The organism is Nonomuraea sp. NPDC004354 (assembly GCF_053602555.1).
In genome coordinates this window covers 24,781-40,709 of record NZ_JBSGDV010000019.1, presented here as the reverse complement: position 1 = coordinate 40,709, position 15,929 = coordinate 24,781, and the positions used below count along the sequence as shown (strand labels likewise).

The following is a 15,929-nucleotide window of genomic DNA, read 5'->3' as shown; positions in this document are numbered from 1 at the left end:
GATCACCGTGTTAGGCGTGACCAACCACACGCTGGGCCGCCTGGCGGAGGACTCGTGGGCCCGCTTCGACGACCACGACGCCGTCTTCTACGAGGGGTTCTGGCATCGCAGTCACACGCTCGCCGCGCGCGCCAGGCGCGTCACCGGCGGCCTGGTCGAGGCGGGCGTCCGTCCCGGTGACCGCGTGGTCGTGATGATGGCGACCAGCCCCGACGTCCCTGTCGTCTACCAGGCCGTGTGGGCGGCGGGCGCGGTGGTGACCCCCGTGGTGTTCCTGGTCGGCGCGCAGGAGCTGCGGCACATCGTCACCGACAGCGGCGCCGTGGCGATCGTGACCTCGCCCGAGCTGCTGGACACGGTGGAGGCGGCCGAGCCGGCGGTGCCGGTGTTCGTGGACGCCGAGATGCTGGCCGGCGGCGCCGAGCACGGGCCGCTCGCCAGGGATCCGGGCGACCTGGCCGCCGTGATGTACACGGGCGGCACCACCGGCAGGGCCAAGGGCGTGATGCTCAGCCACGGCGGCCTGTGGCAGGTCGCGAAGGACGCCTTCGACCTGGCCTACCAGCCGGGCCTCACCCGGGCGATCGTGCCGGTCCCGCTGTCCCACGCCTACGGCCTGATCGTCTCGATCGCGGGCATGCACGCCAGGGAGCCGCAGCAGACGGTTCTCATGCGCTGGTTCGACCCCAAGGTGTTCCTGCGGCTGGCGGCCGAGCAGCGCGTGCAGTACGGCACCGTCGTCCCCTCGATGCTGCAGATGCTGCTCGCCGAGCCGCTCGAGGACACCGCGCTGCCCGATCTGCGCCATCTCACCTGTGGCGCGGCCCCGCTGAGCCGCGCGGTGCTGGAGGAGTTCGAGCGCCGGGTGCCCCGCGTGCGGATCCTGGAGGGGTACGGCCTGACGGAGACGAGCGCCGTCACCACCTTCAACCCGCCGGGCAGGCGCAAGCCGGGCAGCGTCGGCCTGCCTCTCCCCGGCTACACGATCAGGATCAGGGACGACGACGGGGAGGAGGTGGAGGCGGGCGACATCGGCGAGATCTGCGTCGCCGGCGAGTCGCTGATGCTCGGCTACTGGGGCGGCCTCGACTCCCCGGTCGTCGACGGCGAGCTGCGCACGGGCGACGTCGGCTGCCTCGACGACGACGGCTACCTGTACGTCGTGGACCGGAAGAAGGACCTCGTCATCAGGGGCGGCTTCAACGTCTTCCCCCGCGACGTGGAGGACGCGCTGAACGCCCATCCGTCGGTCGCGATATCGGGTGTGGTGGGCCGTCCCGACCCCGTGCACGGCGAGGAGGTCGTGGCCTTCGTCCAGCTGGTGCCGGGCGCCACGGCCACCGCGGAGGAGCTGATCGCGTGGGCGAGGGAGCGCGTCGGCAGGGTGAAGTACCCCCGCGAGATCCATTTCACCGACCACGTTCCCATGACCAGTGTGCTGAAACTTGACCGGAAAGCCTTGCGTGCCCGTCTACCCTGAATGTCACTACATTTCGTGATATCTGTTGACCTTGCCGGTGAGCGAGAAGGTGACACAGTGAGCAGCGGTTACGACAGTTCGGGCGAGCAGGGTCCCTACGGCCAGGAGCAGCCCTACGGCCAGCAGCAGCCGTACGGCTCGCCCTACAACAGCCAGCAGAACCCCTACGGCCCGCCGTACGGCCAGCAGCCCGGCTACGGTTACGGCTACCCGCCGCCCCAGCAGGGCCCGCGCACGCACGCGATCGTGGCGCTCGTCATCAGCATCGTGCTCGCGCTCAGCTGCTACATCACCCCCGGCGGCATCGCCGGCGCGATCATGTCGGGCATCGCGCTCGGACAGGTCGACACCATGCCCGACAAGGCACGCAACCTGCTCAAATGGACATGGATCAGCATCGGCATCAACGTCGCGCTGGTCGTCGTGGGATTCGGCGTGATCATCGCGCTGGGAGTATCCGGGAACCTGGACTAACCGCCGGTCTCCGGGTGTTGGATATGCGGTAGCCGTACCGACCCCGGAGAGATGCCTGTGAACGACGGCCCACTGATCGTGCAATCCGACAAGACCCTGCTGCTCGAGGTCGACCACGAGCGGGCCGACGAGTGTCGCAAGGCCATCGCGCCGTTCGCCGAGTTGGAGCGCGCGCCCGAGCACGTCCACACCTACCGCGTCACCCCGCTGGCCCTGTGGAACGCGCGGGCCGCCGGCCACGACGCCGAGCAGGTCGTCGACGCCCTCATCGGGTTCAGCCGCTATCCGGTGCCCCACGCGCTGCTGGTCGACGTGGCCGAGACGATGGCCCGCTACGGCAGGCTGCGCCTGGAGAAGGACCCCGCTCACGGCCTGGTGCTGGCCTCGACCGACCGCGCGGTCCTCGAGGAGGTGCTGCGCTCGAAGAAGATCCAGCCGATGCTGGGCGAGCGCATCGGCCAGGACTCGGTCGCCGTCCACCCGAGCGAGCGCGGCAACATCAAGCAGGCGCTGCTCAAGCTCGGCTGGCCGGCCGAGGACCTGGCCGGCTACGTCGACGGCGAGAGCCACCCGATCAAGCTGCGGCAGGACGGCTGGGCGCTGCGCCCCTACCAGCAGGAGGCCGCCGACGCGTTCTGGCACGGCGGCTCGGGCGTGGTCGTGCTGCCCTGCGGCGCCGGCAAGACGATCGTCGGCGCGGCCGCGATGGCCCACGCCGAGGCCACGACGCTGATCCTGGTCACCAACACCGTCTCGGCCCACCAGTGGAAGCAGGAGCTGCTGCGGCGCACCTCGCTGACCGAGGACGAGATCGGCGAGTACTCCGGCAGCAAGAAGGAGATCCGCCCGGTCACCATCGCCACCTACCAGGTGATGACGACCAGGCGGAAGGGCGTCTACGCCCACCTGGAGCTGTTCGACGCGCGCGACTGGGGCCTGATCGTCTACGACGAGGTGCACCTGCTGCCGGCGCCGATCTTCAGGATGACCGCCGACCTTCAGGCCCGGCGCCGCGTCGGGCTCACCGCGACGCTGGTGCGCGAGGACGGCAGGGAGGGCGACGTGTTCTCCCTCATCGGCCCCAAGCGCTACGACGCGCCGTGGAAGGAGATGGAGAACCAGGGCTGGATCGCGCCCGCCGACTGCGTCGAGGTCCGGGTCACACTGTCGGACGAGGAACGCCTGGCCTACGCGATGGCGGAGGCCGAGGAGCGTTACCGGTTCGCCGCGACCACGCCGTCCAAGACGCGGGTGACCGAGGCGCTGGTCCGCCGCCACCTCGGCGAGCAGGTGCTGGTCATCGGCCAGTACATCGACCAGCTCGACGAGCTCGCCGAGCACCTCGGCGCGCCGGTCATCAAGGGCGAGACGCCGATCAAGGAGCGGGAGCGGCTGTTCCAGGCCTTCCGCGACAAGGAGCTCCAGGTGCTGGTGGTCTCCAAGGTGGCCAACTTCTCCATCGACCTGCCGGAGGCGGCCGTCGCCATCCAGGTGTCGGGCACCTTCGGGTCACGGCAGGAGGAGGCGCAGCGGCTCGGCAGGGTGCTGCGGCCGAAGGCCGACGGCGGCGGCGCGCGCTTCTACACGGTGGTCAGCCGCGACACGGTCGACCAGGAGTTCGCCGCGCATCGCCAGCGCTTCCTGGCCGAGCAGGGCTACGCCTACCAGATCATCGACGCCGACGACGTCCACCAGTAAAGGTCTCCACCAGTGAAAAGGCTCGCGCGATGACCGTCGCGCGAGCCGTCCACACCTGGAGCTAGGTCCACGAAACCCCGCGGGCCTTCAACATCGGGCCACCCCCTCACCGGCGACTGCTATCGCGATGCGACATACCCCCATGATCCGTCGAATCCACCGCAGATGCCCGGATTTTTCGGTTTTTGGGGAGGGATTACCGGGCCAGCATCCCGCCGACGAAGAGCACACCCTCGGCGACCACCCAGGCGAGCAGCGCGCCGCCGATCAGTACGGCGAAACGCGCGGGGAACAGCCACGCGCCGACGGTCATGACCGCCGCGACCACCGCGAACAGCCCCGACAGCATCGAGGCGCTGTCGAGACGGTCGGCACACGCCGCGGAGGTCTCACCGTCGGTGCAGAACGCCTCCAGCCCCCACCCGGCATACACCGACAATCCCCACAACGCCGCCAGCAGGAGGCTGGCGACCGTCGGAATGACTGGGGAGATCCTCACGCTGCCTCCTGATTAATCGATTGGAAGCTCCCGAGCCCGGGGGTAAGCTCAACGGTTCGCTGCCTTGTCTACCACCTCCGTTATCGAATGGGGAGGCGCTTTCGCATGCCCGGAAACCAGTTGGCTCCCGACATACCCACCGACGTGCTCGCCGCCGAGCGCGCCCATCTGGCCGAGTCCCGCGCGGCGCTGCGAGCGATGCGCGAGCACGCCCAGTCGCTGTCCGCCGACGCGGCGGGCGACTGGGTCTCGCAGCAGATCCTGCAGTCCCTGCTCGACCAGCGCGTCGCGGCGCTCGCCGACCATCCGGACACCCCCCTGTTCTTCGGCAGGCTCGACCGGGAGGACCACGACGACCTCCCCGGCGTCATCTACGTCGGCCGCCGCCACGTCCACGACGGCACCAGCCGCCCCCTGGTGATCGACTGGCGCGCCCCCGTCTCGGGCGCCTTCTACCAGGCCAGCCCCGCCGACCCGATGGGCGTCGTACGGCGCCGCCGCTTCGGCTACCACGGCGGCGACCTGACCGCCTTCGAGGACGAGCACCTCGAAGACGGCGCCGAGCTCGGCACCTCGAAGATCCTCACCGAGGAGATCGAGCGCCCGCGCACCGGCCCCATGCGCGACATCGTGGCCACCATCCAGCCCGACCAGGACGAGATCGTCCGCGCCGCGCTGACCCAGACCGTCTGCGTCCAGGGTGCCCCCGGCACCGGCAAGACCGCCGTCGGCCTGCACCGGGCCGCCTACCTGCTGTTCACCCACCGCGAGAAGCTCGGCAGGGCCGGCGTCATGATCGTCGGCCCGAACAAGGCCTTCCTGTCCTACATCTCCTCGGTGCTGCCCGCCCTCGGCGAGGTCAAGGTCGACCAGACCACGGTCGCCGAGCTCCTCGGCGACCACGACACCCCCGAAGACCCGCTCGTGGCCGCCGTCAAGGGCGACGCCCGCATGGCCAAGGTGCTCGAGCGCGCGCTCTGGCTGCACATCGTCAAGCCCACCGAGGGCCTCGTCTACACCAGGGGCGCCTACCGCTTCCGCGTCGCCGACCACGAGGTGCGCGAGATGGTGGCCTCGCTGCGCGGCACCACCAGGTACGGCCCCGGCCGCGCCGCCCTCGCCCAGCGGCTGGCACACCAGGTGCTGGTGCGCATGGAGCAGCGCGGCGACTCCCCCGACGACAGGGTCCAGGACGCGGTGGCCCGCTCCAAGCCGGTCAAGCAGCTGGTCGAGGCGGTATGGCCCAAGGTGACGCCCGCCCAGGTGCTCTTCCGCCTGCTCTCGGACGCCGACTTCCTGGCCGCCGCCGCGCGCTCCGACCTGACGGCCGAGGAGCAGCGGACACTGCTGTGGGGCAAGCCGTACCGGTCGTGGAAGTCGGCCAGGTGGTCGGCCGCCGACGCCGCGCTGCTCGACGAGCTCGCCGACCTCGTCGAACGCACCCCCTCCCTCGGCCACCTGGTCGTCGACGAGGCGCAGGACCTGTCGGAGATGCAGCTGCGGGCGCTCGGGCGGCGCTGCCGTACGGGATCGGCCACGGTCCTCGGCGACCTCGCCCAGGGCACCACGCCGTGGTCGACCCGTTCGTGGAGCACCGTGCTGCGACACCTCGGCCAGGACTCCGGCGAGGTCACCGAGCTCACCCTCGGCTTCCGCGTGCCCCGCGAGGTGCTCGACTACGCCGCCCGGTTGCTGCCCTCCATCGCCCCCGACCTGGCCGCCCCCCGCTCCCTCCGCCCCGGCCAGGGCTCGCTGACGGTACGGCAGAGCGGCGAGGTGGTCGAAGCCGTCCGTGACGCGCTCGCCAAGGAGGGCTCGATCGGCGTCATCGTCCCGGACGCCATGGCCGAGGCGGTGTCGCGCTCCCTCGACGGCGTCCCGCACGCCCTGCTCGGGCCCGACTCGACCGAGGAGCACCGGCTCCTGGTCATCCCCGCCACGCTGGCCAAGGGCCTGGAGTACGACCACGTCATCGTCGTGGAGCCGGCGGACATCGTCGAGGCCGAGCCACGCGGTCTGGCCCGGCTGTACGTGGTGCTCACCCGCGCGGTCACCTCGCTGACGGTGCTGCACGCCAAGCCGCTCCCGGCGCAGCTCGCCACCGCCTGACGCGCCACCCGACCAGCCCCGGCCGGCCCTCACGCCCTCTCCGCCACGTCCCGGAGAGGGCACCCTGAGGACCCGCGGAACGCCTCAGCAGGCGATGAGCCGCACCCGGTCACCACACAGGCGTCGACATGATCGGGCATCTGGCGGGCCACCGCTTCGGCCACATAGCCGGAGACGTTGTCGGTGAGCTTCTTCAGTTCGGCCATCTGCTCCGACGGCAGGGTGACGGTGATACGAGTCATGTCGTCCACGTAGTCAGCATGCTGAAAAGCATGCGGCTACGCATGCGAAAAGGGGCGCCACCCGCGAACGGGTGCCGCCCCTTTCAGCTTGGGCAGGACTTAGAAGTCCATGTCCCCGCCGCCGGGCATGCCCGCCGGAGCAGCCGGGGTCTTCTCCGGCTTCTCGGCGATGACCGCCTCGGTGGTCAGGAACAGCGCCGCGATGGAAGCGGCGTTCTGCAGCGCCGACCGCGTCACCTTGGCCGGGTCGAGGATGCCCGCCTCGAACATGTTGACGTACTCGCCCGACGCGGCGTTGAGGCCCTCACCCGGGGTGAGGTTGCGCACGCGCTCGACCACGACGCCGCCCTCGAGGCCGGCGTTGACCGCGATCTGCTTCAGCGGCTCCTCCAGCGCCTTGCGGACGATCGCCGCACCGGTGGCCTCGTCACCCTGGAGCTCGAGCTTGTCGAACGCCTTGGTGCCGGCCTGCAGCAGGGCCACGCCACCGCCGGGGACGATGCCCTCCTCGACGGCCGCCTTCGCGTTGCGGACGGCGTCCTCGATGCGGTGCTTGCGCTCCTTGAGCTCGACCTCGGTCGCGGCACCGGCCTTGATGACGGCGACACCACCGGCGAGCTTGGCCAGGCGCTCCTGGAGCTTCTCGCGGTCGTAGTCGGAGTCGGTGCGCTCGATCTCGGCGCGGATCTCGTTGACCCGGCCGGCGATCTGCTCGGGGTCACCGGCGCCGTCGACGATGGTGGTCTCGTCCTTGGTGACGACGACCTTGCGGGCGCGGCCGAGCAGGTCGAGGGTGGCGGACTCGAGCTTGAGGCCGACCTCCTCGGAGACGACCTGGCCACCGGTCAGGGTGGCGATGTCGCCCAGCATGGCCTTGCGGCGGTCACCGAAGCCGGGAGCCTTGACGGCGACCGACTTGAACAGGCCGCGGATCTTGTTGACGACCAGGGTGGCCAGGGCCTCGCCCTCGATGTCCTCAGCGATGATCAGCAGCGGCTTGCCGGCCTGCACGACCTTGTCGAGCAGCGGCAGCAGGTCCTTGTTGGCCGAGACCTTGGAGTTGACGATGAGGATGTAGGGGTCCTCGAGGACCGCCTCCATGCGCTCGGGGTCGGTCACGAAGTAACCGGAGACGTAGCCCTTGTCGAAGCGCATACCCTCGGTGAGCTCGAGCTCGAGGCCGAAGGTGTTGCTCTCCTCGACGGTGATGACGCCTTCCTTGCCGACCTTGTCCATCGCCTCGGCGATGAGGTTGCCGATCTCGGCGTCGCCGGCGGAGATGGAGGCGGTGGAGGCGATCTGCTCCTTGGTCTCCACGTCCTTGGCCAGCTTGGAGAGCTCCTCGCTGACGCGCTCGACGGCGGCCTCGATGCCCTTCTTCAGGGACATCGGGTTGGCGCCGGCGGCGACGTTGCGCAGGCCCTCGCGTACCAGCGCCTGGGCGAGCACGGTGGCGGTGGTGGTGCCGTCACCCGCGACGTCGTCCGTCTTCTTGGCGACTTCCTTGACCAGCTCGGCGCCGATCTTCTCCCACGGGTCCTCGAGCTCGATCTCCTTGGCGATGGAGACACCATCGTTGGTGATCGTGGGAGCGCCCCACTTCTTCTCCAGCACGACGTTGCGGCCCTTGGGGCCGAGGGTCACCTTGACGGCGTCGGCGAGCTGGTTCATACCGCGCTCGAGACCGCGCCGGGCGTCCTCGTCAAACGCGATCATCTTGGCTGCCATAAGGCTAGACCTCCCAGATGCAGGGTGGCTTGCAGCGGACCGAGCCGACGCCCGCGACGGCATGGGCCCGACTCCATTCGGCGGACCCCATCGTCTCGATCCCAGTGTCTGGCACTCTCATAACCAGAGTGCCAACGAACTGTTTAGCACTCTACCCTGCCGAGTGCAAGCGAGGCGCGCTTTCGCCCAGGTCAACCCCGCACGCGGGTCGTCGCGGAGAACGCTTCGCGATCATCGCCGCTTTCGTCACGCGGCCACGCGGAGCCGTCCGCCCCCTGCCCCATGGCTCCAGAGTACGACGGGCAGGCCCGATCGGCTGACGCGGACCGGACCTGCCCGGATCGACGAAAAGGACATGACAGATCCGCACGGACTGCGCCGCCGTGTGAGCTGCCGGTGCCTTGATGGTTCTGGTTCAGACAGTCCTGACGGATTCCGCCTGGGGACCCTTCTGGCCCTGGGTTATCTCGAACTCGACCCGCTGGCCCTGCTCGAGTGCCCGATAGCCGTCCATCAAGATCGCTGAGTAATGGACGAATACATCCTTACCACCGTCTACCGCGATGAAGCCGTAGCCCTTGTCCGCGTTGAACCACTTGACGGTGCCCTGCGCCACTTCCGACTCCTCTTACTGGGCTCCGGACCCCGCCCATTCACTCGCGGGATCCGCGATCGCCACGACTTATGGGGAAATCAGCCGGACGATCGCCCTCGACCATACCTGTGGCATGCCGTAGAACAACAGAGTCAATCGCCAAACTCGTTCTCGGTGTTCGTGACGGGCATTCTTGTAGTGGCCTAAAGGTTAGTCAAATATTCCATCTTCCGATGAAGAAACCCTCTCACCTGGCATGGACAACCTGCGACTTTCGGCCAGGACACCGCCACGGAAGGGTGTCCGCGCCGCCACACCGGGCCACTCTCGAGACAGGGCCCGCGATTGCCGCCACACCACTCAGAAAACGGTCAAAAGTCACGAAAACGCCCGCGAGGCAATCCTCGCGGGCGTCCGTGAAGCCGGAATACGGTCAGCCGCCGGCCACGGCCGGGATGATGGAGATCTGCACTCCCTCGGGAGTGGCGCTCTCGAGGCCGTCGACAAAACGGACGTCCTCTTCGCCGACATAAACGTTGACAAAACGGCGAATCTTGCCCGATTCATCCAAAATGCGCGCGCCGATACCCGGGTAGTCGGCGTCGAGCTTCTGCAGCACCTCGCGAAGGGTGGCACCCTCGCCGCTCACCTCGGAGCTGCCGCCGGTGTACGTGCGCAGAATGGTGGGGATCCGCACCGAAACGCTCATGACTAGTACCTTTCCTTTCAGACAGCCCAGACAGCCCAGACAGCCCAGACAGACAGCTCAGACAGCCGCGCGGAACGCGTCGAGGGACGGCCTGATCACGGCCGTGGGCGTGGCGTCGTCCGCGATCGCGTCGAGCGTCTTGAGCCCGTCACCGGTGTTGAGCACCACGGTGGTCAGCGCGGGGTCGAGCTGACCCGTCTCGACGAGCTTCTTCAGCACGCCCACCGTCACGCCGCCCGCGGTCTCGGCGAAGACGCCCTCCGTGGAGGCCAGCAGCTTGATGGCCGACACCACCTCGGCGTCGGTGACGTCCTCGACGGCCCCGCCGGTACGGCGCGCGATGTCGAGCACGTACGGCCCGTCGGCCGGGTTGCCGATGGCCAGCGACTTGGCGATGGTGTCCGGCTTGACCGGCTGGACCACGTCGTGGCCCGCCTTGAAGGCCGTGGACACCGGCGAGCAGCCGAGCGCCTGGGCCCCGAAGATCTTGTAAGGGGTGTCCTCGACCAGGCCGAGCGCGATCAGCTCCTTGAAGCCCTTGTCGATCTTGGTGAGCTGCGACCCGGAGGCCACCGGGATGACGATCTGGTCGGGCAGCCGCCACCCGAGCTGCTCGGCGATCTCGTAGGCCAGGGTCTTGGAGCCCTCGGCGTAGTAGGGCCGCAGGTTGACGTTGACGAAGCCCCACTTGTCGCCGAGCGGGTCGCCGATGAGCTCGGAGCAGAAGCGGTTGACCTCGTCGTAGGTGCCCTGGATGCCGACCAGCTTGCCGCCGAAGACCCGGGCCATGGCGATCTTCGCCTGCTCCAGGTCCGCGGGGATGAAGACGCACGCCTCGAACCCCGCCCTGGCGGCGGCCGCGGTCACCGCGCCCGCCAGGTTGCCGGTGGAGGAGCACGACAGCGTGTGGAAGCCGAAGTTGCGCGCCGCCTCGACGGCGATGGCGACCACCCGGTCCTTGAAGGAGTGGGTGGGGTTGCCCGAGTCGTCCTTCACGTACAGGTCGCGCAGGCCCAGGACCTTGCCGAGGTTGGTGGCCTGGACGAGCTTCGTCCAGCCGGGGTTCATGTTCTGCTTGCCGGCCACGTCGACGGGGACCGGCAGCAGCGAGCGGTAGCGCCAGATGTTCGCGGGTCCTGCCTCGATGTCGGCGCGGGAGACCGACCCGAAGGAGTAGGCCACCTCGAGCGGGCCGAAACACTCCAGACACGCGAAGCTGGGGCCGAGGTCGTAGCGTGCGCCGCACTCGCGGCAGGACAGAGCGACAGCAGGACCGAAGTCAAGCGACATGAAGCGAGGCCTTCCCTCATCTTCGTCTGCGACCACCTTGGCCACAGACCGGAATTGGCACCTGTCCCGGCCGGCCTCGTCACTTCACGAGCTCAGTCCGGGAGGGTTGCCGGGGCTTCGCAGGGCCGGTCCCTCCACCCCTCTGGATGAGCAATATGGAGTTATGCGAATCACCATACCCGGCCATGCTCACGACATGACCGACCGTCTCACTAACTGAGACGATACGTATCACCCAGCGCGGCCTGGACGTACTTGCGCGCCTGGTGGATCCGCGACTTGGCGGTGCCGAGCGGGATGCCGAGCTGCTCGGCCACCTCGTTGTAGTCGAGCTGGACGATGTCGCGCAGCACCAGCGCCTGGGCCAGGTCGGGCTTGTCGGCCTCCAGCGCCTCCATGGCGTCGAGCAGGTCGAGCCGCGAACCCGCGATGACGCTCACCCGGCGCACGTCGGGCTTCTGGACGGGCAGTTCGTCCGAGGTCTGCTCGGCGGCCCTGCGCTTCAGCGACCGATAGGTGGTGCGCGCGCAGTTGGCCGTCACGATGTGCAGCCAGGTGCTGAACCTGGCCCTGCCCTCGAAACGCCCGATGTTGCGGGCCACCGCGAGCAGGGTGTCCTGGCACGCCTCCTCGGCGTCCTGGTGGTAGGGCAGGATGCGGGCGCAGTGGCGCAGCACGTCGGGCTCGATCCGCTTCAGGAGCTCGCCAAGCGCGCGATGGTCGCCGCCCGCGGCGGAACGGGCCAGTTCCTCGGTTAGCTCATCTAGGGCCATAGCGAGATCCTATGTTCGGGGTCATGGTGGATGTTGTGAACAGCGTTCTTGTGGCTTCCAACCGTGGGCCTGTCTCCTTCACCCTCTCCGACGACGGCGAGCTGACCATGAAGCGTGGCGGCGGCGGCCTGGTGTCGGGGCTTTCCGGAGCCGTCAGGGACGAGGGCGTGCTCTGGGTGTGCGCCGCGCTGTCCGACGGCGACCGCAGCGCCGTACGGCTGGCTCCCGGCGGCCGACTCGACCATGCCGGCTATGACACCGGCAAGCTGCGCATGCTGGACATCCCGCCCGCCACCTTCCACCGCGCGTACAACGCGGTGGCCAACTCGACCCTCTGGTTCGTCAACCACCTGCTGTACGACACCCCCAACGCCCCCCACTTCGGCACGAGGTTCACCCGGGAGTGGGACTCCTACCGCGACTACAACGGCGCGTTCGCGATGGCGCTGGCCGAGGAGGCGAGTCACGGGGCCAGGGTGATGGTGCAGGACTACCACCTGACGCTCACCCCCGCGATGCTCCGCGCCGAGCGGCCCGACCTGCGCATCGCCCATTTCAGCCACACGCCGTGGGCGCCGCCGGAGTACTTCTCGCTGCTGCCCGACGACGTCGGGCGCGAGGTGCTCGAGGGCATCCTCGGCGCCGACCACGCCGGATTCCTGACCGAGCGATGGGCCGAGGCGTTCATGGACTGCTGCAGGAGCCTGCTGGGCGCCAAGGTCGCCGACCGGTCGGTCACCCACGACGGCCGCACCACCCGCATCGGCGTGCACGGTCTCGGCGTCGACGGCGAGTCGCTGTGGAGGCGGGCCTGCGAGCCCGATGTCGAGTCGCACATGGCCGCGCTGCGCGAGCAGGTCGGCGACCGGCGGCTGATCGTCCGCATCGACCGCACGGAGCTGTCGAAGAACATCGTCCGCGGCCTGCTGGCCTACAGGGAGTTCCTGGACGCCCACCCCGAGTGGCACGGACGGGTGGTGCACCTCGCCTTCGCCTACCCATCCCGCCACGACCTGCCTGAATACCGCGAATACACTGCCGCTGTGCAACGCTGCGCCAAGGAGATCGAGGACGAGTACGCCACCGAGGACTGGGACCCCCTGATCCTCAACGTCAACGACGACTACCCCCGCTCGCTGGCCGCCTACCGGCTCGCCGACGTGCTGCTGGTCAACCCCATCCGCGACGGCATGAACCTGGTCGCCAAGGAGGGCCCCATCCTGTCCCCGCGCTGCGCGCTGGTGCTCTCACGCGAGGCGGGCGCCGCCGCCGAGCTCGGCGCGCACGCGCTCGTGATCAACCCCTACGACGTCTGCGAGACCGCCGAGGCACTGCGCGCGGGCCTGGAGATGCCGGAGGAGGAGCGGGTACGGCGCGGCGCGCGGCTCAAGGCCGCCGCCACCGCGCTGCCACCGCGACGATGGCTCGGCGAACAACTTGCCTGCCTCTGACCGCTTGACCAGAGACCGGATCACCTGGCTCGTCTACCTCCAGCTCGCCGTCTTCGCGACGTTCATGTACGGCCTCAGCGCCGCCCTGCCCCTGCTGCGCGCCGACCTCGGTGTCTCCGCCACGGTCGGCGCCCTGCACGGCACCGCCATGGCCGCCGCCACCATCGCGGCGGGGGCGGCGATCCCCCTCCTCACCCGCAGGTACGGCAGACGCGCCACGGTCTGGATCGGCCTGGCGGGCATGAACGTGGGCGTCGTCACCGTCGTGGCGGTCCCCGCGTTACCCGGCACCCTCACGGGCTTCGCGCTGGCGGGCGGCTTCGGCTCGGTCATGCTCTACACCGCGATGGCCGTCCTCAGCGACCATCAGGGGCCGACCGGCCCGGCGGCCATCAGCGAGGCCAACGCGATCGCCGTCGTCGTCGGCATGGCGGCCACCCTGCTGGTCAGCCTGGCGGCGCAGTCGGTCCTCGGCTGGCGGGCGGCCCTGCTGCTCACCCCGCTCCTGTCCGGGCTGCTGGCGCTCACCATGGGCGGGACCAGGCTGGGGGCGGCGCAGGAGCGCACGGCCAGGGTCACCGGCCGGCCCAGCTGGCGCTTCCACGTGGCCTGCGCGGTGCTGTTCTGCTGCGTGGCCATCGAGTTCTCCTTCAACCTGTTCGGCGCCGAGCTGCTGGCCGGCCGTACGGGGCTGAGCGCGGCGACCGCGGCCACGGGGCTGACCGCCTTCATCGGCGGCCTCGCGGCCGGCAGGTTCGCGGGCGCGCGGCTGGCGCTGCTGCTGCCGTCCGCGACCCTGCTGGTGTGCGCGCTGGCCGTGACCGGAGCCGGCTGGCTGCTGTTCTGGCTCGGCACCAGGCCGCTCGTGGCCTACACCGGCCTGGTGATCAGCGGTCTGGGCGCCGCCATGCACTTCCCGCTGGCGATGGCCGGGGTGATCGCCGCCTCCGGCGACCGCCCCGGTCTGGCCGCGGCGGCCGCCCCCGTCTGGGCGGGGCTGGCCATGGGCGCCGGGCCCTTCGCGCTCGGCGCCCTCGCCGACGGGTACGGCACGCACACCGCGTTCCTCATGGTGCCCGTACTGGCCGCTCTGGCCGCGGCCGGCGTGCTCAGCGCCAGACGGCCCGCGTGAGAGCGGCGTTCAGCCCCGGCGTCGACCACTGGTCCACGACGAGGATCTTCGACGCGGGCAGGTACCAGATCCGCTGCGGGTAGGTCACGCTGGTCGGCTTGCCGCTCGGGGTGTGGCAGGTGATCTTCCACTGCCGGTAGTACGCCTTGTGCCCGGCACCGACCGGCCTGAGCTCCGACACCTGCGGCTTGACCGGCATGGGCGAGGAGTAGTAGCGCCTGTCGCGCACGCACTCCATCACGCCGCTGCTCGGGTGGTACGGCTCGTCGACCCGGAACGGGTTTCCCTCGGTGGCGTACCGGATGTACTGCGGGCCCATCAGCCAGAACCCCTGGCACTCGGTGGCGCGCCTGGAGCAGGACCCGGTGATCACGTGGACGGCGCCGGAGTCGGCCTTCTCGACCTTCCACGAGGCGGGCAGCGTGATCGTGGCGCCCCGGTAGGTCACCGACTGCGTGGCGCCGGCGGGGGCTCCGGCAAAGGCGCCGGCAGGGGCGCCGGCAGGGGCTCCGGCAGAGGCTCCGGCGGGGGCTCCGGACAGGGCGAGGGAGGCCGTCACGGCCAGTGTCATCAGCATGATCGCGAAGCTAGTCCGCCCCGGTTGCAGCGGAATGGCGGATGGCTTTCACCAGGTCGGCCAGCAGCGCGACGACGCCGTCGGGCCCGTCGACGACCAGGTCGGCGCGCTCGGCGAGCTCGGTCACCTCGGCCGAGCCGCTGCACACCGTCACCCCCGGCAGGCCGGAGCCCCGCACCGCGCCGAACGCCGCCAGGTCGCCCAGGTCGTCACCGGCGAACAGCACCGCACGCGCCACCCGCTCGGCCAGGAACAGGTCGAGCGCGTGGCCCTTGTCCATGCCGGGTGGCCGCAGCTCGAGCACCATCCGGCCGGGCTCGACCACGAGGGAGTGCGCCGCCGCCAGCTTCGCGAGCGGGTCGCGCAGCAGCTCCAGCGCCCTGGCCGGATCGGGGGCGCGCCTGGTGTGCACGGCCACCGCCCGCTGCTTGTCCTCGATCGTGACGCCCTCGACGCGGTCGACGATGCGGGGCAGCTCCGCCTTCGCCCGCATGACACCGGGCGGTGGCGGCGGGGCGCTCACCCTGCCGCCCTCCCACCGCTCGAACCCGTAGTGACCGAGCACGACCAGCCCTGGGACCTTCTCCAGCCCCGGGCCGTACTCGAGGACGGTGGCGGCGGGCCGGCCGGTCACGATGACCACCGCCCCCACCAGACCGCCCAGCTCGACCAGGACGGCCGGAGCGTCGGGATGGATCCTGGCGTCACGGGGGTCGGGCACGATCGGCGCGAGGGTGCCGTCGAAGTCGAGCCCGATCACCGCGCCGTCCGGATCACGCACAATGGCTTGGATTCCTGGATTGCTCATCACGCGGCTCGCCGTACCCAGGCAGTCAGGGGCGCATTCCAAGCCGGCGGGCCGCGCGCTCCTTCTGGCGGGCGGCGCGCAGCCGCCTCAGGCGCTTGACCAGCATCGGGTCGTGCTCCATGGCCTCCGGCCTGTCGATGAGATCGCCCAGCAATTGGTAGTAGCGGGTGGCGGAGAAGCCGAAGGCGTCGCGGATCGCGTGCTCCTTGGCACCCGCGTGGCGCCACCACTGGCGCTCGAAGGCCAGGATCTGCAGGTCGCGCTCGGACAGGGGGCGTGGCGGTTTCCTGGCAGCACCGTCGCCGGCGACCGGTGCAGTGTCCATGGTCTCCTCCTCGGTCGGCGCGGCCCGTGGCCCATCGTA

The 15,929-nt window shown here is 69.9% G+C and carries 16 protein-coding genes and 1 riboswitch; of the genes, 6 read left to right on the top strand and 10 right to left on the bottom strand.

Annotated features, from left to right (window positions below; genetic code table 11):
• The first annotated feature begins 16 nt into the window (after positions 1-16).
• The 3 genes from ACWENQ_RS36800 to ACWENQ_RS36790 are packed head-to-tail and all read left to right on the top strand — an operon-like array spanning position 17 to position 3,652.
• A complete protein-coding gene (locus tag ACWENQ_RS36800; RefSeq protein ID WP_452418352.1) occupies positions 17-1,480 on the top strand; it encodes an AMP-binding protein in 1,464 nt (487 codons plus the stop codon).
• A 57-nt stretch (positions 1,481-1,537) separates the two neighbouring features.
• Positions 1,538-1,954 (top strand): hypothetical protein, encoded by a 417-nt coding sequence (locus ACWENQ_RS36795; RefSeq protein WP_449918549.1) that lies wholly within the window; start codon positions 1,538-1,540, stop codon positions 1,952-1,954.
• A 51-nt stretch (positions 1,955-2,005) separates the two neighbouring features.
• On the top strand, positions 2,006-3,652 hold the full coding sequence (locus ACWENQ_RS36790; protein ID WP_449918552.1) for a DNA repair helicase XPB: 1,647 nt from the start codon (positions 2,006-2,008) through the stop codon (positions 3,650-3,652).
• A gap of 196 nt (positions 3,653-3,848) precedes the next feature.
• On the opposite strand, the gene ACWENQ_RS36785 is transcribed toward ACWENQ_RS36790, so the two are convergent.
• Complete coding sequence (locus tag ACWENQ_RS36785) at positions 3,849-4,151, bottom strand: hypothetical protein (protein WP_354914272.1); 303 nt, start codon at positions 4,149-4,151, stop codon at positions 3,849-3,851.
• Between the two features lie 105 nt (positions 4,152-4,256).
• Between ACWENQ_RS36785 and ACWENQ_RS36780 the strand changes: the two genes are divergently transcribed.
• Entirely contained in the window at positions 4,257-6,260 is a 2,004-nt protein-coding gene (locus ACWENQ_RS36780) for a HelD family protein (protein WP_449918556.1), read from the top strand.
• 29 nt (positions 6,261-6,289) lie between these two features.
• On the opposite strand, the gene ACWENQ_RS36775 is transcribed toward ACWENQ_RS36780, so the two are convergent.
• The 6 genes from ACWENQ_RS36775 to ACWENQ_RS36750 form a co-directional block, all read right to left on the bottom strand.
• On the bottom strand, positions 6,290-6,502 hold the full coding sequence (locus tag ACWENQ_RS36775) for a hypothetical protein (protein WP_452418456.1): 213 nt from the start codon (positions 6,500-6,502) through the stop codon (positions 6,290-6,292).
• Between the two features lie 99 nt (positions 6,503-6,601).
• Positions 6,602-8,230, bottom strand: a complete 1,629-nt coding sequence (groL, locus tag ACWENQ_RS36770) for a chaperonin GroEL (RefSeq protein WP_354914264.1) — start codon at positions 8,228-8,230, stop codon at positions 6,602-6,604.
• Positions 8,231-8,645: 415 nt separating this feature from the next.
• Positions 8,646-8,846, bottom strand: coding sequence for a cold-shock protein (locus ACWENQ_RS36765; RefSeq protein ID WP_055507665.1), 201 nt, complete (start codon positions 8,844-8,846; stop codon positions 8,646-8,648).
• 412 nt (positions 8,847-9,258) lie between these two features.
• Positions 9,259-9,534: a MoaD/ThiS family protein gene (locus tag ACWENQ_RS36760; protein WP_354914261.1), complete on the bottom strand. Its 276-nt coding sequence runs from the start codon at positions 9,532-9,534 to the stop codon at positions 9,259-9,261.
• 57 nt (positions 9,535-9,591) lie between these two features.
• Positions 9,592-10,824 (bottom strand): threonine synthase, encoded by a 1,233-nt coding sequence (gene thrC / locus ACWENQ_RS36755; RefSeq protein WP_449918562.1) that lies wholly within the window; start codon positions 10,822-10,824, stop codon positions 9,592-9,594.
• A 13-nt stretch (positions 10,825-10,837) separates the two neighbouring features.
• Positions 10,838-10,977, bottom strand: a riboswitch (SAM riboswitch).
• A gap of 59 nt (positions 10,978-11,036) precedes the next feature.
• Complete coding sequence (locus tag ACWENQ_RS36750) at positions 11,037-11,597, bottom strand: RNA polymerase sigma factor (RefSeq protein WP_354914257.1); 561 nt, start codon at positions 11,595-11,597, stop codon at positions 11,037-11,039.
• A 23-nt stretch (positions 11,598-11,620) separates the two neighbouring features.
• Here ACWENQ_RS36750 and ACWENQ_RS36745 point away from each other — a divergent pair, with 23 nt between their 5' ends.
• Together ACWENQ_RS36745 and ACWENQ_RS36740 are read left to right on the top strand one after the other, a co-directional pair.
• A complete protein-coding gene (locus ACWENQ_RS36745) occupies positions 11,621-13,048 on the top strand; it encodes an alpha,alpha-trehalose-phosphate synthase (UDP-forming) (RefSeq protein WP_452418351.1) in 1,428 nt (475 codons plus the stop codon).
• A 4-nt stretch (positions 13,049-13,052) separates the two neighbouring features.
• On the top strand, positions 13,053-14,180 hold the full coding sequence (locus tag ACWENQ_RS36740) for an MFS transporter (protein ID WP_452418350.1): 1,128 nt from the start codon (positions 13,053-13,055) through the stop codon (positions 14,178-14,180).
• On the opposite strand, the gene ACWENQ_RS36735 is transcribed toward ACWENQ_RS36740, so the two are convergent.
• From ACWENQ_RS36735 to ACWENQ_RS36725, 3 genes are read right to left on the bottom strand one after another with little or no spacing between them, the layout of a single operon-like run.
• The gene (locus ACWENQ_RS36735; protein WP_452418348.1) at positions 14,158-14,757 is read right to left on the bottom strand and encodes a hypothetical protein; all 600 of its coding nucleotides are present in this window, start codon (positions 14,755-14,757) and stop codon (positions 14,158-14,160) included. The two genes, ACWENQ_RS36740 and ACWENQ_RS36735, sit on opposite strands and share 23 nt — an antisense overlap.
• A gap of 10 nt (positions 14,758-14,767) precedes the next feature.
• A complete protein-coding gene (gene otsB / locus ACWENQ_RS36730; RefSeq protein WP_452418347.1) occupies positions 14,768-15,565 on the bottom strand; it encodes a trehalose-phosphatase in 798 nt (265 codons plus the stop codon).
• Positions 15,566-15,590: 25 nt separating this feature from the next.
• Positions 15,591-15,890 (bottom strand): DUF3263 domain-containing protein, encoded by a 300-nt coding sequence (locus ACWENQ_RS36725; RefSeq protein WP_452418345.1) that lies wholly within the window; start codon positions 15,888-15,890, stop codon positions 15,591-15,593.
• Between the last annotated feature and the right edge of the window lie 39 nt (positions 15,891-15,929).

Coding starts and splice junctions, on each gene's coding strand:
- ACWENQ_RS36725 (WP_452418345.1), bottom strand. CDS start 15,890: ATGGACACTGCACCGGTCGCCGGCGACGGTGCTGCCAGGAAACCGCCA.
- groL (WP_354914264.1), bottom strand. CDS start 8,230: ATGGCAGCCAAGATGATCGCGTTTGACGAGGACGCCCGGCGCGGTCTC.
- ACWENQ_RS36780 (WP_449918556.1), top strand. CDS start 4,257: ATGCCCGGAAACCAGTTGGCTCCCGACATACCCACCGACGTGCTCGCC.
- ACWENQ_RS36775 (WP_452418456.1), bottom strand. CDS start 6,502: ATGACTCGTATCACCGTCACCCTGCCGTCGGAGCAGATGGCCGAACTG.
- ACWENQ_RS36750 (WP_354914257.1), bottom strand. CDS start 11,597: ATGGCCCTAGATGAGCTAACCGAGGAACTGGCCCGTTCCGCCGCGGGC.
- thrC (WP_449918562.1), bottom strand. CDS start 10,824: ATGTCGCTTGACTTCGGTCCTGCTGTCGCTCTGTCCTGCCGCGAGTGC.
- ACWENQ_RS36760 (WP_354914261.1), bottom strand. CDS start 9,534: ATGAGCGTTTCGGTGCGGATCCCCACCATTCTGCGCACGTACACCGGC.
- otsB (WP_452418347.1), bottom strand. CDS start 15,565: ATGAGCAATCCAGGAATCCAAGCCATTGTGCGTGATCCGGACGGCGCG.
- ACWENQ_RS36745 (WP_452418351.1), top strand. CDS start 11,621: ATGGTGGATGTTGTGAACAGCGTTCTTGTGGCTTCCAACCGTGGGCCT.
- ACWENQ_RS36790 (WP_449918552.1), top strand. CDS start 2,006: ATGCCTGTGAACGACGGCCCACTGATCGTGCAATCCGACAAGACCCTG.
- ACWENQ_RS36735 (WP_452418348.1), bottom strand. CDS start 14,757: ATGCTGATGACACTGGCCGTGACGGCCTCCCTCGCCCTGTCCGGAGCC.